General features: G+C 64.8%; 13 protein-coding genes. 4 read left to right on the top strand and 9 right to left on the bottom strand.

Annotated elements, in window-relative coordinates; all coding sequences use genetic code 11:
- Positions 1–719: 719 nt before the first annotated feature.
- The 4 genes from QZX93_RS22140 to QZX93_RS22125 are packed head-to-tail and all read left to right on the top strand — an operon-like array spanning position 720 to position 6,146.
- Complete coding sequence (locus QZX93_RS22140) at positions 720–1,328, top strand: DUF6088 family protein (protein ID WP_295391308.1); 609 nt, start codon at positions 720–722, stop codon at positions 1,326–1,328.
- Positions 1,328–2,314 carry a nucleotidyl transferase AbiEii/AbiGii toxin family protein gene (locus tag QZX93_RS22135; protein ID WP_295391309.1) on the top strand — a complete coding sequence of 329 codons (987 nt, stop codon included), beginning with the start codon at positions 1,328–1,330 and terminating at the stop codon, positions 2,312–2,314. The genes QZX93_RS22140 and QZX93_RS22135 overlap by 1 nt, the downstream gene beginning before the upstream one ends.
- Positions 2,311–5,433 (top strand): HsdR family type I site-specific deoxyribonuclease, encoded by a 3,123-nt coding sequence (locus tag QZX93_RS22130; protein WP_295391310.1) that lies wholly within the window; start codon positions 2,311–2,313, stop codon positions 5,431–5,433. Before QZX93_RS22135 ends, QZX93_RS22130 begins: the two co-directional genes overlap by 4 nt.
- A complete protein-coding gene (locus tag QZX93_RS22125; protein ID WP_295391312.1) occupies positions 5,433–6,146 on the top strand; it encodes a SprT family zinc-dependent metalloprotease in 714 nt (237 codons plus the stop codon). The genes QZX93_RS22130 and QZX93_RS22125 overlap by 1 nt, the downstream gene beginning before the upstream one ends.
- Here the strand turns inward: QZX93_RS22125 and QZX93_RS22120 are convergent.
- The 9 genes from QZX93_RS22120 to tssH form a co-directional block, all read right to left on the bottom strand.
- Positions 6,143–6,382, bottom strand: a complete 240-nt coding sequence (locus QZX93_RS22120; RefSeq protein ID WP_295391314.1) for a glycine zipper family protein — start codon at positions 6,380–6,382, stop codon at positions 6,143–6,145. The two genes, QZX93_RS22125 and QZX93_RS22120, sit on opposite strands and share 4 nt — an antisense overlap.
- A gap of 85 nt (positions 6,383–6,467) precedes the next feature.
- Positions 6,468–6,884 (bottom strand): Rap1a/Tai family immunity protein, encoded by a 417-nt coding sequence (locus tag QZX93_RS22115; RefSeq protein WP_295391316.1) that lies wholly within the window; start codon positions 6,882–6,884, stop codon positions 6,468–6,470.
- Positions 6,885–7,691: 807 nt separating this feature from the next.
- A complete protein-coding gene (locus QZX93_RS22110; RefSeq protein ID WP_295391317.1) occupies positions 7,692–9,272 on the bottom strand; it encodes a toll/interleukin-1 receptor domain-containing protein in 1,581 nt (526 codons plus the stop codon).
- A complete protein-coding gene (locus QZX93_RS22105; protein WP_295394926.1) occupies positions 9,233–9,601 on the bottom strand; it encodes a hypothetical protein in 369 nt (122 codons plus the stop codon). Before QZX93_RS22105 ends, QZX93_RS22110 begins: the two co-directional genes overlap by 40 nt.
- 136 nt (positions 9,602–9,737) lie before the next feature.
- Positions 9,738–10,520 carry a uroporphyrinogen-III synthase gene (locus tag QZX93_RS22100; protein ID WP_295391320.1) on the bottom strand — a complete coding sequence of 261 codons (783 nt, stop codon included), beginning with the start codon at positions 10,518–10,520 and terminating at the stop codon, positions 9,738–9,740.
- Positions 10,517–11,446 (bottom strand): hydroxymethylbilane synthase, encoded by a 930-nt coding sequence (gene hemC / locus QZX93_RS22095; protein WP_295391322.1) that lies wholly within the window; start codon positions 11,444–11,446, stop codon positions 10,517–10,519. Before hemC ends, QZX93_RS22100 begins: the two co-directional genes overlap by 4 nt.
- Before the next feature lie 362 nt (positions 11,447–11,808).
- Positions 11,809–13,155, bottom strand: coding sequence for a tetratricopeptide repeat protein (locus QZX93_RS22090; protein WP_295391324.1), 1,347 nt, complete (start codon positions 13,153–13,155; stop codon positions 11,809–11,811).
- A 114-nt stretch (positions 13,156–13,269) separates the two neighbouring features.
- The gene (locus QZX93_RS22085; RefSeq protein ID WP_295391326.1) at positions 13,270–13,659 is read right to left on the bottom strand and encodes a hypothetical protein; all 390 of its coding nucleotides are present in this window, start codon (positions 13,657–13,659) and stop codon (positions 13,270–13,272) included.
- Positions 13,660–14,415: 756 nt separating this feature from the next.
- Positions 14,416–17,184, bottom strand: a complete 2,769-nt coding sequence (tssH, locus tag QZX93_RS22080; RefSeq protein ID WP_295391328.1) for a type VI secretion system ATPase TssH — start codon at positions 17,182–17,184, stop codon at positions 14,416–14,418.
- Positions 17,185–17,456: the final 272 nt, after the last annotated feature.

Here is a 17,456-nt window from a genome sequence, read left to right as displayed (position 1 = left end):
CGCAGAGCGCCCGCACGGCGTTCCCACGCCGGAGCGTGGGAACGAGAACAACGAAGATGTCTCACGCCAAGGCGCCAAGCTCGCCAAGGTTCTTCCGTGCGGTATTGGCGCTGGGCGACTCACTCGCCAGGTGCTGGGGATCGTCTCATCATTCCCTTGTCCTCCTTGGCGAGCTTGGCGCCTTGGCGTGATCATTCCTATTCTTCTATTCTTGCTCCCACGCTCCAGCGTGGGAGCAAGTGCGGGCGCTCCGCGTCCATTGGCCAAACCGGACGCAGAGCGCCCGCACGGCGTTCCCACGCCGGAGCGTGGGAACGAGAACAACGAAGATGTCTCACGCCAAGGCGCCAAGCTCGCCAAGGTTCTTCCGTGCGGTATTGGCACTGGGCGACTCACTCGCCAGGTGCTGGGGATCGTCTCATCATTCCCTTGTCCTCCTTGGCGAGCTTGGCGCCTTGGCGTGATCATTCCTATTCTTCTTTGTCGCCTCGTATGAGCGGCCAGGGCCAGCCAACCCTTCTCGCTCCCACGCTCCAGCGTGGGAGCAAGTCAGCGACGCTCCAGCGTCGCGTGCTGACTCGGGACGCTGGAGCGTCCAGGCGGCATTCCCACGCTGGAGCGTGGGAACGAGAAAGCCCGCGTTTGCCTCGCCCCCACTACGGCACAGTATTTTCAGAAAAACTATTAACGTTTCCTGAAATTTAAGCCCCGCTAAAAAAATGCAATCAATTGATAAAAAAATACTTTCAAGGATTTATGGGCGCGGTAGGGGGTGGGCGTTCACGAAGATCGATTTTGTGTCCGAGTTCGGCGAATCCAACATCCATCAGGCGCTCTCCAGCCTGACCCGCGCGGGCAAGATCCGACGCGTCTGTCATGGTGTCTATGACTATCCCCGCTACAGCGAACTGCTCGGGCAGAACCTGAGTCCGGATATCGATGAGGTGGCTCAGGCATTGGCGCGCAAGTTCAACTGGCGCATCCAGCCGTCCGGTGACGCAGCCCTGAATCTGCTGGGGCTTTCCACCCAAATCCCTGCACGCTGGGTCTATCTTTCGGATGGTCCGAGCCGCCAATATGAGATCGGTAACCAAGCGCTGGTCTTCAGGAGATCGGTGTTGAAGGACGCCGGTTTCAAATATCGGGAGAGCGGTTTGTTGGTTCAGTCGCTTAAGGCCTTGGGCAAGAATCGCGTCGATCCGGGAGTCATCGAGACGCTGCGCCAGCGGCTGGTTCCGGTAAACGGCGAGCGTATCCTCAAGGATACCCGAACAGTGACGGGCTGGATTTATCAGGTCATCAAGCAAGTATGCGCGGAGCATGACTAATGGATAAGGTTGCTCGCTTTTCTCCTAATCAGCGTCGCGAACTCTTTTTCGAGACCGCGGCCAAAATGGCCATGACCCCAGCAGTGGCTGAAAAGGATTTTTGGGTCACCTGGATACTCGACCGGCTGTTTCGAGAGCCGCAAATTTCCCGTGTGCTGATGTTCAAGGGCGGCACCAGCCTGTCTAAGGTCTACCGATTGATCGAGCGATTCTCAGAAGATATTGACCTGATTCTCGATTGGCGAGAATTGAATGGGGAAGACCCGTTAGCCGATCGCTCCAAGTCGAAGCAGGCAAAACTGAACGACGCGATCGACGCGGCGGCCCTGACCTATATCGGCGGCCCGTTCTTGGAGCTGGTTGCTGAGGCAATGGATGGAGTGTGCACCTGTCAAGTGGAGAGCAATGATCCACATGTGATTGCGGTGACTTACCCTGCCGCCTTTTCTGACAAGTATCTACGCCCCGAGGTGCGGCTGGAGATAGGGCCGCTGGCATCCTGGCTGCCTCATGAGGACCGAAGGATTAGCTGCTATGCCGCTGAGATGTTCCCCAAAGTATTCGACCGGAGCGAGTCTTCGGTCCGGGTGATCAAGGCGCAGCGAACCTTCTGGGAGAAGGCGACGATCCTGCATCACGAGGCGTATCGCCCAGAGGGAAGTCCGCAACCATCTCGCTACTCACGCCACTATTACGACCTCACCAAGATGGCCGAGTCGCCCGTCAAGGCGTTGGCGCTGGCTGATACCGAGCTCTTGGCCAGTGTGGTGGCCTTTAAGCAGCGCTTCTATCCGCGTGGTTGGGCACGCTATGAGTTGGCCAAACCGGGCAGTCTTCGCTTGGTGCCATCGGGGACGGTTCGCGACGCAGTCGAGGCGGATTATCGGGCAATGGCAGAAATGATTTTTGGCGACAGGCCCGCGTTCGCTGACATCATGACCATCCTGCACAGTCTCCAAGAAGAAATCAATCGGAGCGCGACATGAGCAACATCGGCCAACCCGAACGCACCACCCAGGACCGCGTCATCGCCCTGTTTCGCGACGAGCTGGGCTATCGCCACCTGGGCGATTGGACCGACCGCGTCGGCAACAGCCATATCGACGAGGGGCTGCTCTGCGCCTGGCTAACCAAGGGCGGCTACACGCAGGCCCAGATCGCCGTGGCGCTGCACAAGCTGGGGACTGAGGCGGTTAACCATAACCGCAGCCTTTACGGCAACAACCAGGCGGTCTATAAGCTGCTACGCTACGGCGTGCCGGTGAAGATCGAGGCGGGTAAGGTCACTGAGACCGTCCATCTCATCGATTGGAAACGGCCCGAGCAGAACGACTTCGCCATCGCCGAGGAGGTGACGCTCAAGGGCAACCGCGAGCGGCGCCCCGACGCCGTGATCTATGTGAATGGCATCGCCATCGGGACCCTGGAGCTGAAGAACAGCCGCGTGTCGATTGGTGACGGTATCCGTCAGAGCCTCTCGAACCAGCAACCCGAGTTCAACGCCTGGTTCTACAGCACAGTGCAGTTCGTCTTCGCCGGCAACGATTCGGAGGGGCTGAAATACGGTACCACCGAGACGCAGGAAAAGTATTTCCTCAAATGGAAAGAAGACGAGGCGGACAACAGCCGCTTCAAGCTCGACAAGTATCTGCTCAAGCTCTGCGAGAAGCATCGCCTGATCGAGTTGATGCGCGACTTTGTGCTGTTCGATGGCGGTATCAAGAAGGTGCCCCGCGTACACCAATATTTCGGGGTGGCGGCGGCCCAGCGGCATGTACACCAGCGGCAGGGCGGCATCATCTGGCACACCCAGGGCAGCGGCAAGAGCATCGTGATGGTGCTGCTCGCCCGCTGGATCCTGGAGCACCATCCCAACGCCCGGGTGGTCATCATCACCGACCGCGACGAACTGGACGCGCAGATCGAGGGCGTCTTCACCGAGGCCGGTGAGGCGATCTACCGCACCAGCAGCGGGCGCGACCTGATCCACCAACTGGGCCAGGCCGCACCGCGGCTGCTGTGCTCGCTGGTACACAAGTTCGGCCGCCGCGATGTCGATGACTTCGAGGCCTTCATCACGGACCTGGAGGCCCAGCCGAGCCAAACGGTGGGTGAGGTCTTTGTCTTCGTGGACGAGTGCCACCGCACCCAGAGCGGCAAGCTCAACCGCGTGATGAAGGCGATGCTGCCCAACGCGGTGTTCATCGGCTTCACCGGCACGCCGCTGCTCAAGAAGGACAAGGCGACCAGCCTGGAGGTCTTCGGCGGCTATATCCACACCTATAAGTTCAGCGAGGCGGTGGCGGATGAGGTGGTGCTCGACCTCATCTACGAGGCGCGGGATATCGACCAGCGGCTCGGTTCCAAGGACAAGATCGACGCCTGGTTCGAGGCCAAGACCAAGGGGCTGAACGACTGGCAGAAGGAGGAGCTCAAGCGCCAGTGGGGCACCATGCAGAGCGTATTGAGCTCCAGGTCGCGCATGGACCGGGTGGTGAATGACATCGTGTTCGACTTCAGCGTGAAGCCGCGCCTGTCGAGTGAGCGTGGCAACGCCATCCTGGTCGCCTCCAGCATCTATGAGGCGTGCAAGTATTTCACGCTTTTTGCGAAGACGCCGCTGAAGTGTCGGTGCGCGGTGGTGACCTCCTATAATCCGCAGGCCAAGGACATCACCAAGGAGGAGACCGGCGCCAATACCGAGACCGACCGCCAGTTCATCTATAACACCTACACCGAGCTGCTGAAGGCCATCGACGCCCAGCCGGGCATGAGCAAGACCGAGACCTATGAGGCGCAGGCCAAGGCGCTGTTCACCCGGGAGCCGGCCAACATGAAGCTGCTGGTGGTGGTAGACAAGCTGCTCACCGGCTTCGATGCGCCACCCTGCACCTATCTCTATATCGACAAGTCCATGCAGGACCACGGCCTGTTCCAGGCCATCTGCCGCACCAACCGGCTCGACGGCGACGACAAGGACTTCGGCTATATCGTCGACTACAAAGACCTCTTCAAGAAAGTGGAGAACGCCATCGCGGTCTATACCTCAGAGTTGGATCACAGTGCCGGTGGGGCAGACCCCGAGGTGCTGCTACAGGATCGCCTCAAGAAGGGCCGGGAGCGTCTGGATGACGCGCTGGAGGCCTTGGCGCTGCTGTGCGAGCCGGTGGAGCCGCCCAAGGGCGAGTTGGAGCATATCCATTACTTCTGCGGCAACACCGAGGTCCCGTCCGATCTAGCGGAACGCGAGCCACAACGGGCGGCGCTCTATAAGGCGACGGTCGCCCTGGTGCGCGCCTACGCCAACATTGCCGACGAACTGGACCGCGCCGGCTACAGCGGCGCCGATATGGCCCGGGTCAAACAGGACCTCGACTACTATCTGAACGTCCGCGAGATCATTCGCAAGGCGAGCGGCGAGAGTCTGGATCTGAAGCCCTATGAGGCCGACATGCGGCACCTCATCGATACCTATATCGAGGCCGATGAGCCCCGCACCATCTCGCCCTTCGACAACCTGGGCCTGTTGGAGCTGATCGTGAAGACCGGCATCGCCGATGCCATCGCCATGCAGATGGGCCGTCTGAAGGGCAATCAGAACGCGGTGGCGGAGACCATCGAGAACAATGTCCGCAGCAAGATCATCAAGGAACACCTGACCGACCCGGCCTTCTACGCCAAGATGTCTGCGCAATTGCAAGAGATCATCGAGTTGCGCAAGGCGAAGGCCATCGAGTATGAGGAGTATCTCAAGCGCATCGCCGAGCTGGCGCAGCGGGTGGCCGCCGGTCAGCCGCACGACACGCCCGCGGCGTTGGACACCCCAGGCAAGCGCGCCCTCTACAACAACCTGAAACCATCCGGCAGTGAGCCAGCCGCTGATACGGCCATCGACGAAGAGCCGGAGCCTTACATCGCCTCCGGCGGTTCGGCCCTGGACTTGGCGCTCAAGATCGATGCGGTGGTGAGGGCCGTCCGCCCCGATGGCTGGCGGGGTATTCAGGCCCGCGAGCTGGTCATCAAGCAGGCGCTCTATGGCGTGTTGCCGGATATTGCCGAGGTCGAGCGCCTGTTTCTGATCGTCAAGGCGCAGACCGAATACTGATGGCCACCGAGCTCCACTTAGGCGACATTGCGGTGGATGTCGTGTTCAAGGACATCAAGCATATCCATCTCAGCGTCTATCCGCCGGATGGCCGGGTGCGGATTGCGGCCCCCGCGCGCATGAACCTGGACAGCCTGCGCGTCTACGCCGTCTCCCGGCTGGCCTGGATCAAGCAGCAACAGCGCAAGCTGCGCGAGCAGGCGCGGGAGACGCCGCGCGAGTTCCTAGACCGCGAGAGTCACTCCCTCTGGGGCTCGCGCTATCTGCTCAAGGTGATTGAGGAGGACGCCGCCCCCAGCGTGGCGCTCAATCCCGGCACCCTGCTGCTGCGGGTCCGGCCAGGAACCAGCGAGGAGAAGCGGCAGGCCGTCATCGCCGCGTGGTATCGCCAGCAGCTCAGGGAGGCCGCGACGGGCCTGATCGCCCGGTGGGAAACCGTCCTTGGGGTGCAAGCGGGAAGGGTCTTCGTCCAGCGCATGAAGACCCGCTGGGGTAGCTGCAATCCCGCCTCGCGGGCGATCCGGCTCAATACCGAACTGGCCAAGAAGCCGGTGCAGTGCCTTGAGTACATCGTGGCCCACGAGTTGACGCACCTGCTGGAGCGGCACCACAACGCGCGGTTTACCGCCCTCTTGGACGAGAAAATGCCGCAGTGGCGGCAGTATCGAGACATGCTCAACCGCCTGCCACTGGGCCATGAGGAATGGGATTAGAGGTTGCCCCTGCGGTGCTGATCGTAAAGATAGCCGCCGAGTGTACCCACGCCGAGCCCGATCAGTGCGCCGGCGCCAGCCTGCGCACTCAAGGAACCGATCGCGGCACCGGTGGCGGCACCCATCAGGGCACCGCTCGCGGTGCGGGTGCCGGTGGTGGTGCCGCAGCCGGCGATGCCCAGCGTTGCGATCAGGGCGGTGGCAAGGGTGAGGGTCTTCAGCGAAAGGGTCTTCATGGATGGAACTCCTGAACGGTGACGGACGCGACCAGCGGCCGCGGTCCGGCGGGCTTCACGATCGACTGGGGGACCGGGGGCGAGATCACCCTTTGCAGGGATATTTGGCCGCGAGTGCGCGCACCAGACCCACCACCGGCGGTTCACCCATTACCTTTGCATCCCCGGCATGGGCCGCGGCCCAGGTGTTGAATGCGCTGACACCGTCCTCGATGGTGGCGGTCGGCGGGTAGCAGACCAGGCGCCGCAGCTTCCCTGGTTTACTGACCAGATCGTGATATTGGCCGGTTGCCTCGATAAAGGCGCGGCACGCCTGACGGGCCACCGGGTACTCGGGCTCAGCGGTCTGCACCGCGCACACGGCGGCCAGTTCCTTGGTGGTATCGAAACGGAAGTCGGCGTTCTCGACCGCCGCCGCGCCTTGACACAGACCGAGCGAGAGCAGGACGGCGACCCCGGATAGCATCCGGGTGCTGGAGTAAAGCGGATTGAAGACCATCATCGTTCGACCTCGTTGGATTAGCTGGTCGGCACCCGCCCGACGGACCTGTTGGCCGGCAGGGGGTGCGCCGGAGGCGGCCCGTACCCGGGACGACACCGCGCCATTCTACCTGCTGGCCGGGGCCAGCAGTCACTGACACCGTTCCGGACGCCCGGCTGGGGTATGCTGCACAGCATCGACCGGCACGCGAGTCCGCGCCATGTTCGCGCGCCGGAAGACCCACCCCAGTCTCTACGATGACCGCGGAGGGGCAGAGCGACAGGCCCGCCGGCACATAGGCCTTGACCATCGTTCCGGCCAGCGGCGGTCCGTCCGCAACCGGAGCCTTGATCGCGAAGTCAGGCAGGGGGCTCGGCGGGAGCGGCTTCAGCCGCGACGCGACCTCGCAAGCGTCCCTCGGCCTCCAGAAAGGGCGGTTCTCACGCCAAGGCGCCAAGCTCGCCAAGGTTTTTCAATGCGTTATCAGCGCCGGGGCACTAACCTGGCGGGCGACTTGGGCACTGCTTCTATCCTGTTGTATTTCTTGGCGAGCTTGGCGCCTTGGCGTGAGCAATTCCCGGGCTGAGGATACATTTTTGCCTTAAGTTTTCACTGGCACATTCGCGGGTGCCGAGTTCGCTTGCGAGGTCGCGTCGCGGCTGAAGCCGCTCCCACCGGGTCCCGGCCTGATCGACCGCCGGCCCCGTAGCCTGGATGGAGCGCAGCGGAATCCAGGGTTCTCGGGCACACCACTGATCGTTCGGTTTACCGCGAGCTCGTCCCCGGATTCCGCGGCACTCCATCCGGGCTACGCCGGCCCGCCGCGGGTCACGGCTGGGGAGCGGGTCCGGCGCCCGCGGCGGCCAGGTCGGCGCGCTGTTGGGTGAGCTCGCGGCGCAGCGCGTCCGGGTCCGGGAGCCCGGCGGTGGGCGCGGCGGGGATCAGGTCCAGGGCCTTGTCGAGCCAGTAGAGTGCGCCGGGGTGGTCGGCGTGCTGGGCGGCGAGGTCGGCGTATTGGCGACAGTAGTGGATCACTTCGGCCGGGTCGGCGGCGCGCGCGGCGTGGATGGCGAGTGACTCCTCCCAGCGCGCCTTGGCCTCGGTGGGGCGGCCGAGGGCTGCCAGGATCGCACCGATGTTATCGAGCGAGTTAGCGATATCGGGATGCCCAGCCGGCAGGGCCTTGCGCCGGATCGCCAGGGCCTCTTCCAGCCGCTCCAGGGCATCCTGAGGCCGACCGAGGGCGTTGAGTGCCGCTCCGATGTTGTTGAGCGATTTGGCGATATCGGGATGCCCGGCCGGCAGGACCTGACGGGCGATCACCAGGGCCTCCTCGTGCCTCGCCAATGCCGGCCCCGGTTCGCCAAGGTCATCAAGAATGCTCGCTGTTACGTCCAGCGCCGCCCCGGCGTTCGCGCTGTTCGCACCCTCCGCCGCGCGGTAATACGCCAGGCACTCTTCCGCGATGCCGAGCGCCCGCTCGAACTCGCCCGCATCTTTCAGAACCAACGCGAGTCGATTGAGCCAAAACCCCCGCATCCCCTCCGGCACCCCATGCGGCTGCCGGCCATAGGCCTCCAGCCAGACCAACTGCCGCCAGATGGGCCAGCGGCCCTCATTCTGCTCGATCGCACCCCAAACGACCTCTGGCGACACCCGCCGTGCCTTGAGATCGGCGACGAGTTCGCGACCGGCGGAGCGGGCATGGGCGGCATCGAGCCAGTAGTAGAGTTCGCCGTCCAGCGCGCGGCGGCGGTCCTCGTCGCCGACGTGGTCGAGCAGGACCAGGTGCAGTTCGGCGATGCCGCGGTTGTGCGGCGGCAGCACGACGGCCAGCCGGGTCAGGAGCGCCTGGGCACGCTGCTGGCGGTCCAGGCAGCTCTGGCGGTTGCGCAGGTGTAGTGCAAGCAGCGGGTTGCGGAAGCGGAAGACCTCCTGGTCGGGAAAGTCCGGGTGGCGGCAGCCCAGATAGTCGAGTTGGGGCTCGGGTGCGGGCGCGTCGACGGCCGATGGCGCAGTCCCACTCACCGCGGGGGCGGGTCGGCCGTTGGGCTTGAGTCCGGTAATCCCCCATTCCAGGCGATTCAGTCCGTCATCGGTCAAGCCGGCGCGCAGATCGACCCGGGTGAAGGCCTGGAGGAAGAGCGGTAACGCCGGCTCGCGGGGTGCGTCCGGGAGCAGCACCGGGATCACCGGCAAATCACGTTTCACGTACTGGGACAGACAGGCGCGCATTTCCGGGGCCTCCCAGGGACCCAGTCCGTCGCTGCCGACCAATACGGCGGCCGTGTGCGCCGTTTGGATGATCCCTTCCACCGCCTCCTGCCAGGGCCGCCCCGGCACCAGCTCCGCTTCGTCCAGCCAGACCGTCAGACCGCGCGCCTGGAGCGCCTGGGCCAGTTGCCGCACCGCCGGCTTGTCCCGGCTGTTGTGGCTGAGGAAAGGGTCAGGGCGGCGAGTGCGGGGCTGCCCTGGGCGCGGGTGGCGACGGCCTTGAGCAGCGGGCGCGGCAGGGCATGAGCGCCCAGGCAGACGGTGAGCCGCTGGTCCAGGTCCGCGCTCAGCAGGGGTTGCAGGGTGAGGCGCAGGGGGGCGAGGTCCTGGTAGTCGCACTCCCGCCCGGCGTCGTGCTGGGTGAAGGCCAGGACCAGACCCGGCAGGCTCGGCAGCCATTGCAGCAGCAGGTCGCGGACGCTGGCCTCGGGCTGGCGCTGCTCCGGGATCTTTCTCGTTCCCACGCTCCAGCGTGGGAATGCCGCGCGGACGCTCTGCGTCCGGTCTGCCTACTGGACGCGGAGCGCCCGCTCTTGCTCCCACGCGGGAGCGTGGGAGCCAGGCCGCCTTAACGTGTTACTCACGTCTTCGGCCAATCAGTCAAAGGCCACGGCGACCGCCCTCCCCCGCCAGCGCGCCCAAGGCCGTCACGATCGCCTGATCCTCGGCGCGCTCGGCCACCCGCACCGTGCGAAAGCCTAAGCCCTGCGCGGTCGTCGCGGTGCGTTCGCTGATCACCACCAGGGGCGTGGCGAGCAGCAGGTCGCGCCCGGCGGCGCCCAGCATCTCGACCAGATTGAGCAGCACCTCGTCACTGGTGGCAATCGCCAGCCCCACCTGCGTCGGCCACTGTTCAAGCAAAGGGCCTGGGTCGACGGCCGGGCGCACCCGCCGATAGACCTCGGCGAACTCGACCGTTGCACCGCGTGAGGCAAGCACTTCCCCGAGCAACGCACGTCCGCCCTCCCCGCGCACGATCAACACCCGCCGGCCGGTCATGGCCGCCAACTCGGGCATCGCCGTCAGGGTCTCGCTATCGAAGCGCTCGGGCGGGACCAGGTCGGGCGCGCGCCCGGCCGTGGTCAACGAGGCCGCGGTGGCGCGCCCGATCGCCGCGAGCCGGGCCGCCCGCGGCCAGGTCGCGTCGCACCCCAGCGCCAGGGCCAGCTCCACCGCGTTGCGGCTGGTGAAGACCATCAGGTCCCAGTCCTGGGCGAGCAGCGCGCGCGCCGACGCCGGATCGGCGACCGGTTGGATCTCCATGGTCGGGAAGGGCAGCGCCCGACCGCCGGCGGCCTCGATCAGCCGGCACAGGCCGGCGGCCTGGGCTTGGGGCCGGGTCACCAGGACCCCAAGCCCCGCCAGTTGACCGCTGGGGCTCATGACTCCTCGTGCAATGCGCTCAGGATCTCCCCGGCACCCTGGGCCAGCAACGCGTCTGCCACTGCCGTGCCCAATGCCTCCGCGTCCTCCTGCGGACCTTCGGCCTCGGCGCGCAGGGTGCGGGAGCCGTCCGGGTCGCCGACCAGGCCGCGCAGGTGCAGGCGCCCGTCGGCCAGGGTCGCGAAGCCGGCGATCGGCACCTGACAGCCGCCGTGCAGGCGTAGGTTCATCGCCCGCTCGGCGCGCACCCGCAGGGCCGTTTCCTGGTGGTGCAGCGGGGCGATCAGGGCATTGACGCGCGGGTCGTCGGTACGGCACTCGATGCCGATGGCGCCCTGGCCGATGGCCGGCAGGCTCTGCTCGGCGGTGATACGGCTGCGGATGCGCGACTCGAAGCCCAGGCGGATCAGCCCGGCCGAGGCCAGGATGATGGCGTCGTAGTCACCGGCGTCGAGCTTGGCCAGACGGCTGTTGACGTTGCCGCGCAGCGGTTCGATGCGCAGATCCGGGCGACGCTCGGCGAGCTGGCACTGGCGGCGCAGGCTGGAGGTGCCCACGCAGGCACCCTGGGGCAGGTCATCCAGCGACTCAAAGCGGTTGGAGACGAAGGCGTCCCGCGGGTCCTCGCGCTCCAGGATCGCCGCCAGGTGCAGTCCTTCGGGCAGTTCCACCGGCACGTCTTTGAGCGAGTGCACCGCGATGTCCGCCTCGCCGCACAGCATCCCCTGCTCCAATTCCTTGACGAACAGGCCTTTGCCGCCGACCTTGGCGAGCGGCGCGTCCAGGATGCGGTCGCCCTTGGTGGACATCCCGATGATCTCGACCCGCAATCCGGGATGGATGGCCGTCAGGGCGGCGGTCACGTGCTCTGCCTGCCACATGGCGAGCGGTGATTTGCGGGTGGCGATACGCAAGGTCTCGGACATAGTGTTAGATACTCAGATGCTCGGCGAAGCCGCATATCCTAACAGGAAGCTGGAAAAGGCGGGGCGATCGGAACCGATCAGGCGCAGGCGTGGTCGGGTTAGCGCAGCGTAACCCGACGTTTCGATGCCGAATGTCGAGTTACGGCGCGCGTTAGCGGTGGCGGGTCGCCAGCGGGACCGGTCGCCGGGGCGGCGCCGGTCACTGGTGTTCTTCACGCATAACCCGCGCTCATGGGATGCGTCCTGATTCGTGGCCGGTCGGAGCGGTCCCTGCCGGGGTGTCGGTCGCCCTTCGGGCCGATCAGGCTGGCGCGATGCCGAGCGGTCTCCCCGAAGGGTGATCGACGGCGCCGGAACGATGATCAAGCCCCCGGTTGTTGAGCCAGCACCAGCCAGAAGGCGACCGGCTCGCCGCGCTCGTGGCGCAGCGATTCGCGCTCGATCTTAACGAGCGCCAGACCTGCCTGCGCCAGCGCGGTCGTCACATACTCCCTGGAATGGGCATAGCGGCCGTGATGGTACAACTGGTAATCGGTCGTCGCGTCCGGCGCGAGCGCCTCGACCGTGAAGCACAGGTGGCCCCCAGGGCGCAGCGTGCGGGCAGCCGCGTGCATCGCGTCTGCAAGCTCACCGAAATAGATCAAGGTATCGGTCGACACGACCAGATCGTAGCGCTTCGGGTGCGTGTCCATAAAGGCGGTCAGTTCGGCCTGGTAGAGCGCGTCGTAAAGGTCGCGCCGACGGGCGTGCTCCAGCATCCCGGCAGACAGATCGATGCCCTCCAGCCGGGCCGCGAAGGGCCGCAGCAGGGTGGCGCACAAACCAGTCCCGCAGCCGGCGTCGAGCACGGCGAGGTCGGTGGCCGCGGCGCCGAGGTGGGCGGCAATCGTCTCGCCCACCCGGGTCGGGGCGCGGTATTGCAGCACCGCCAATTTCGCATCGAAGCTATGTGAAAAGGCGTCGAATACGCTTTGTACATAGGCATCGGAGGCACGCACCGGGACCCCTTCACCGGTACAGGCAGCCAGATGGTGCAATGCCCGCGGGTTGTCGGGCTCGCTGGCGAGCCAGTCGTGAAAGACCGCGGCCGCCTCCTCGAAACGCCCGAGGCGGAGATAGGCCATGCTCTGTATCTCGCGCGCACGTGCGTCCAGCGGCCGGCGCTTGAGTACCTCGGTGCTGTGCTCCAGCGCGTCCTCGCTGCGCCCGTACTGGTCATAGAGGCTGGCCAGGGTGATGCAGGCGTCGGTGAAGTCCGGCGCGAGCTCGATGGCGCGTAGCAGACATCGCTCGGCCTCCCGATAGAGTCCGAACGCCCGCAAGAGCACCGCGTAGTTATGCAGCGTGTCGGGGCGGTTCTTGTCCAGCGCGAGCGCGGCACGATACTCGCGGTCCGCATCGGCGAACCGCTCGTTTTCGAGCATCAGGTTGCCGAGATTGTTGTGAAAGCCCGCATGATTCGGGGCCAGCTCGACCGAGCGGCTCATGAGCCGGAGCGCCTCCGGCGTGTCTCCCTGGGCATGGACCAGCATTCCCAGGAAATGCAGCGCATCCGGATGTTCGGGCGCCACCTCCAGTACGCGCTGGTAGATCTCAGCCGCGGGCTCCAGATGACCGGCTTCGTGCAGTGAGATGGCTAGCGATAGTGCCTCACCGATGGTCAGTTCTTGGTGCGGTTCTGCCGTCGGTGGTGCGGCGGTGGGTTCCATAGGAGTCAAGCCCCGGTGTGTGTCTCGACTGGTTGCCGGACGCGGCCGGCCCGCCTATCGCGAACTCGTGGCGAGCGGGCTTACCGCGAAAGTTGCGCCGGGAGCGCGCTCCAGTCACTGGTAGTAAACGCTGGTAAGGCTACCTCGTTCCATGAAGGATATTTCGATGATGCTGAGTTGGCCGCTATTATTCTGCTGCACGTAAAAGTGATAGGCGCGCCCACGATCGTTGCGCATGGTAAAGTGCAATGTGAAACCACCTTGCCTGAGGTCTTCCGGTTGGTGGACACCTTGTTCAACTAGCACATCATGCACCCCTTGGGGTGAGGCTGCGTCATCTAGGATTTCTCTTGTCCAGGGATGGCGGAAATGTCCGGCCGCGTTCCAGAGCGCCAGCATGACCTGTTGTTGGTTCACCGAGTCCAGAAAGACCTGGTAATTACCAAAACGCTGCGAATAGGTGGGATCGGCCACTTTCCAGTCTTTGTCGAATAAGATTCCCATGTCTCTGAACCTCATCTTTCGGCGTGGCAGTGAAAATGTATCAGCGCCATTTTCCAGCCACAATTTTCCGGACCCATGGCGCCGTGCTGGCGTTTCTGCCAAGACAGCTACCGGCCGGCACTGGTCACTCTTGCGGACCCGGGATGTGTGTTCTAATGAGCCCGCAAGTATAATTGAAAAAGCCGGCAGATCCCTTTGTCGGACCCCGGTGAGTATTCCGTCGGCGGCGGATAGTACGCGAGTCAAACCGATCGCGCCACTGAAGGTCAATGCCCTTGGTGGCGGAGATTAGGCCGATGCGTCGACTTGACAAGGCAGCCGCCAGCATTTTTTGCGACCTACTCGTTCCCCAGGCAGACGAACGCCAAAGCGCCGAGCGCGAGTGCGTGGCGAGCGAAGGGTATTGCCCCATTTCCCCGTCAGTTGATGCCCAAACTTATGGTCTGGGGACTCCGTACAGTCTATATATTTCGCCTTAAGCAAATGTCCGCAGAGGTTCGGGCCGTCGCCGCTCACGGCCGCCACTGCGATGGTCGAGCAATCGATGTCGATCAATCCGCATTGATCAAGTATTTCACCGTGATAAGCCATATCGGAATCCCCCTTGTCATGGTAAACTTGAAGTTTCGCCATACCATTGAGTACGGTTGGCAGCGAAAACGGCAGTCGCTTCCCGGCGCGGAGCGCCTGACACAGGGGTGACACCGCCGCAGCGGTGTCACTAGCGCGAGGTGTCCGGAAAGGAGGGCGGCGTCCTCAGGCGTCGAAGCTATAGCTGAACCCCGCATCGGCCACTCCGATGCTGATCCGCTCGATCTTCTTCCCCTCCATCGTCCGATTCAAAATCTCCCGACTGATGGCCGGCAAGACCGTGTTGGTCAGTATAGCATCGACCACCCGCGCCCCGCTCTCAACCTCCGCGCAGCGCTTGGCGATCAGGTCCACCGCCGACTCGTCATAGCGCAGCTCGGCCCGATGGTTGTCGGCAATGCGCCGCACGATGCGGTCGAGCTGGAGCCGGATGATGGTCCCCAGGATCGCGTCGCTCAATGGGTAATAAGGGATGGTGACGATGCGCCCCAGAAGCGCGGGCGGGAAGGTCTTGAGCAGCGGTGCGCGCAGGGCCTGGGCCAGTCCCTCCATATCCGGCAGCAGCTCCGGGTCCTTACACATGCTCATGACCAGATCGGTGCCGGCGTTGGTGGTGAGCAGGATGACCGTGTTGTGGAAGTCGATATAGCGGCCCTCGGCGTCCTCCATCCAGCCCTTGTCGAAGACCTGGAAGAAGATCTCGTGTACGTCGGGGTGGGCCTTTTCCACCTCGTCCAAAAGCACCACGCTATAGGGCTTGCGGCGTACGGCCTCGGTGAGGATGCCGCCCTCGCCATAGCCGACATAGCCGGGGGGCGCGCCTTTGAGGGTGGAGACGGTATGGGCCTCCTGGAACTCGCTCATGTTGATGGTGATGATGTTCTGCTCGCCGCCGTAGAGTGCCTCGGCGAGTGCCAGCCCGGTCTCCGTCTTGCCCACGCCGGAAGGTCCGGCGAGCATGAAGACACCGATCGGCTTGTTGGGGTTGTCGAGCCGGGCGCGCGAGGTCTGGATGCGCGCGGCGATGGCCTCCAAGGCATGGCGCTGGCCGACGACCCGCTTGTTGAGGGTCTCGGCGAGGTTCAGCACCGCCTTCACCTCGTCCTTGACCATGCGACCCACCGGGATGCCGGTCCAGTCGGCCACCACCGAGGCGATGGCCTGGGCATCGACGCTCGGCAGGATCAGGGGGCTCTCGCCTTGCAGGGCGGCAAGCTCGGCCTGGAGTGCGCGCAGTTTCTCCAGGGTGGCGGCGCGCTCGGCGTCGGTGAGTGCGGGTTCGGCGGGCGCCCCCTCTCCCCGACCCTCCCCCACGAGGGGGCAGGGAGAAGTTTGACTGGCGGCCAGCTCCAGTGCGCTGCCGGTCCCCTCGACCGGAGCGGTGTTGCCGCGCAGTTGGGCGCGCAGGTCCAGGATTTGCTCGACAACGCCCTTCTCCGCGTCCCAGCGGGCGGTGAGTTCCACCAGGCGCTCCCGCTCGGCGGCGATCTGTTCGCTGGCCGCGCGCTCCCGCTCCGTGGTCTCGACACCCACCGCGGACTCGCGCCCGATGATGCCAAGCTCGGTGGTCAGTGCCTCGATCCGCCGCCGGCAGTCCTCCACCTCCGGGGGTTCGGACGACTGGCTGATGGCCACCCGGGCGCAGGCGGTATCGAGCAGGCTCACTGCCTTGTCAGGCAATTGGCGGGCGGGGATGTAGCGGTGAGAGAGGCGCACCGCCGCTTCGAGGCCCTCGTCCAGGAGCTGGACCTGGTGGTGGTTCTCCAGCGTCGAGGCGATGCCACGCAGCATGAGGATCGCCTTCTCCTCGCTCGGCTCGTCCACCTGGACGACCTGGAAGCGGCGGGTCAGCGCCGGGTCCTTCTCGATGTACTTCTTGTACTCGGCCCAGGTGGTGGCGGCGACGGTGCGTAGCGTCCCGCGGGCCAGCGCGGGCTTGAGCAGGTTGGCCGCATCCCCGGTGCCGGCGCTGCCGCCGGCACCGATCAGGGTATGGGCCTCGTCGATGAAGAGGATGATGGGCTTGGGCGACGCCTGGACCTCCTCGATCACCTGGCGCAGTCGATTCTCGAACTCGCCCTTCATACTGGCGCCGGCCTGGAGCAGACCGACGTCGAGCGTGCGCAGCGACACCTCTTTGAGCGGCGGGGGCACGTCGCCGGCGGCGATGCGCAGCGCAAAGCCCTCGACCACAGCGGTCTTGCCGACGCCGGCCTCGCCGGTGAGGATCGGGTTGTTCTGGCGGCGGCGCATCAGGATGTCGATCAACTGGCGGATCTCGTCGTCACGCCCGACGATGGGGTCCAACTCCCCGTTGCGGGCGCGCTCGGTGAGATCCACTGAGAATTGCTTCAGCGCCTCCTGCTTGCCCATCTGGGCCGGGGCCATGGCGTCGCTGGACTCCCCCGGGGCCGCGCCGGCGCCCAGGTGGAAGCCGTCGCTCGCCGTCATGCGCTCCTCCGGGGAGCCGGAGACGATCTCGGCGAAGCCATCGGTGAGTGCGTCGGTCTGCACCTTGTCGAACTGGCGGGAGATGCCGAGCAGCCCGCTGCGCAGTCCCTTGGTCTTGAGGATGCCTACCAGCAGGTGCCCGGTGCGCACCTGCGACTCGCCGAACAGCAGCGTGCTGTAGGTCCATGCCCGCTCCACCACCTCCTCGACATCGGCGGAGAGGTCCGAGATGGAGCGCGAACCGCGCGGCAGCCGGTCCAGTGCTTCGGTGAAGTCGCGCGCCAAGCCCGCCGGGTCGAGCTGGAAGCGGCGGATGATGCGGTGCAGGTCCGAGTCCTGGAGCTGGAGGATCTGGTTGAACCAATGCACCAGTTCCACATAGGGATTGCCGCGCATCTTGCAGAAGACGGTGGCGCTCTCGATCGCCTTATAGGCGAGCGGATTGAGCTTGCCGAAGAGGGCGGTGCGACTGATCTCGGTCATGGTCGGGCTCCGGGGCGCTGTGGTTGGACTATAGTCGGGGCATGGGGTTGATAAAAAAAGAGTATTTGTCCGCAAATAAACGCCAATAAACGCAAATAAAAAAGAGCTGGATCAGCTGCCCTGCGGCGCGGCGCGGGACGGGGTATTCACCCCGTCCCGAATGTTTAGGAAGTCGGTCGGCACCGGCGCAACGTTTCGGACGGGGCGCATGCCCCGTCCCGCCCGAGAGCGCAACCGCGTCCTTTTTCTTATTTGCGTTTAGTTGCGTTCAT

Source organism: uncultured Thiodictyon sp. (assembly GCF_903946935.1).
GTDB lineage: Bacteria > Pseudomonadota > Gammaproteobacteria > Chromatiales > Chromatiaceae > Thiodictyon.
Note: the sequence above shows the minus strand (reverse complement) of the source record. Positions and strands in the feature narration are given on the sequence as shown.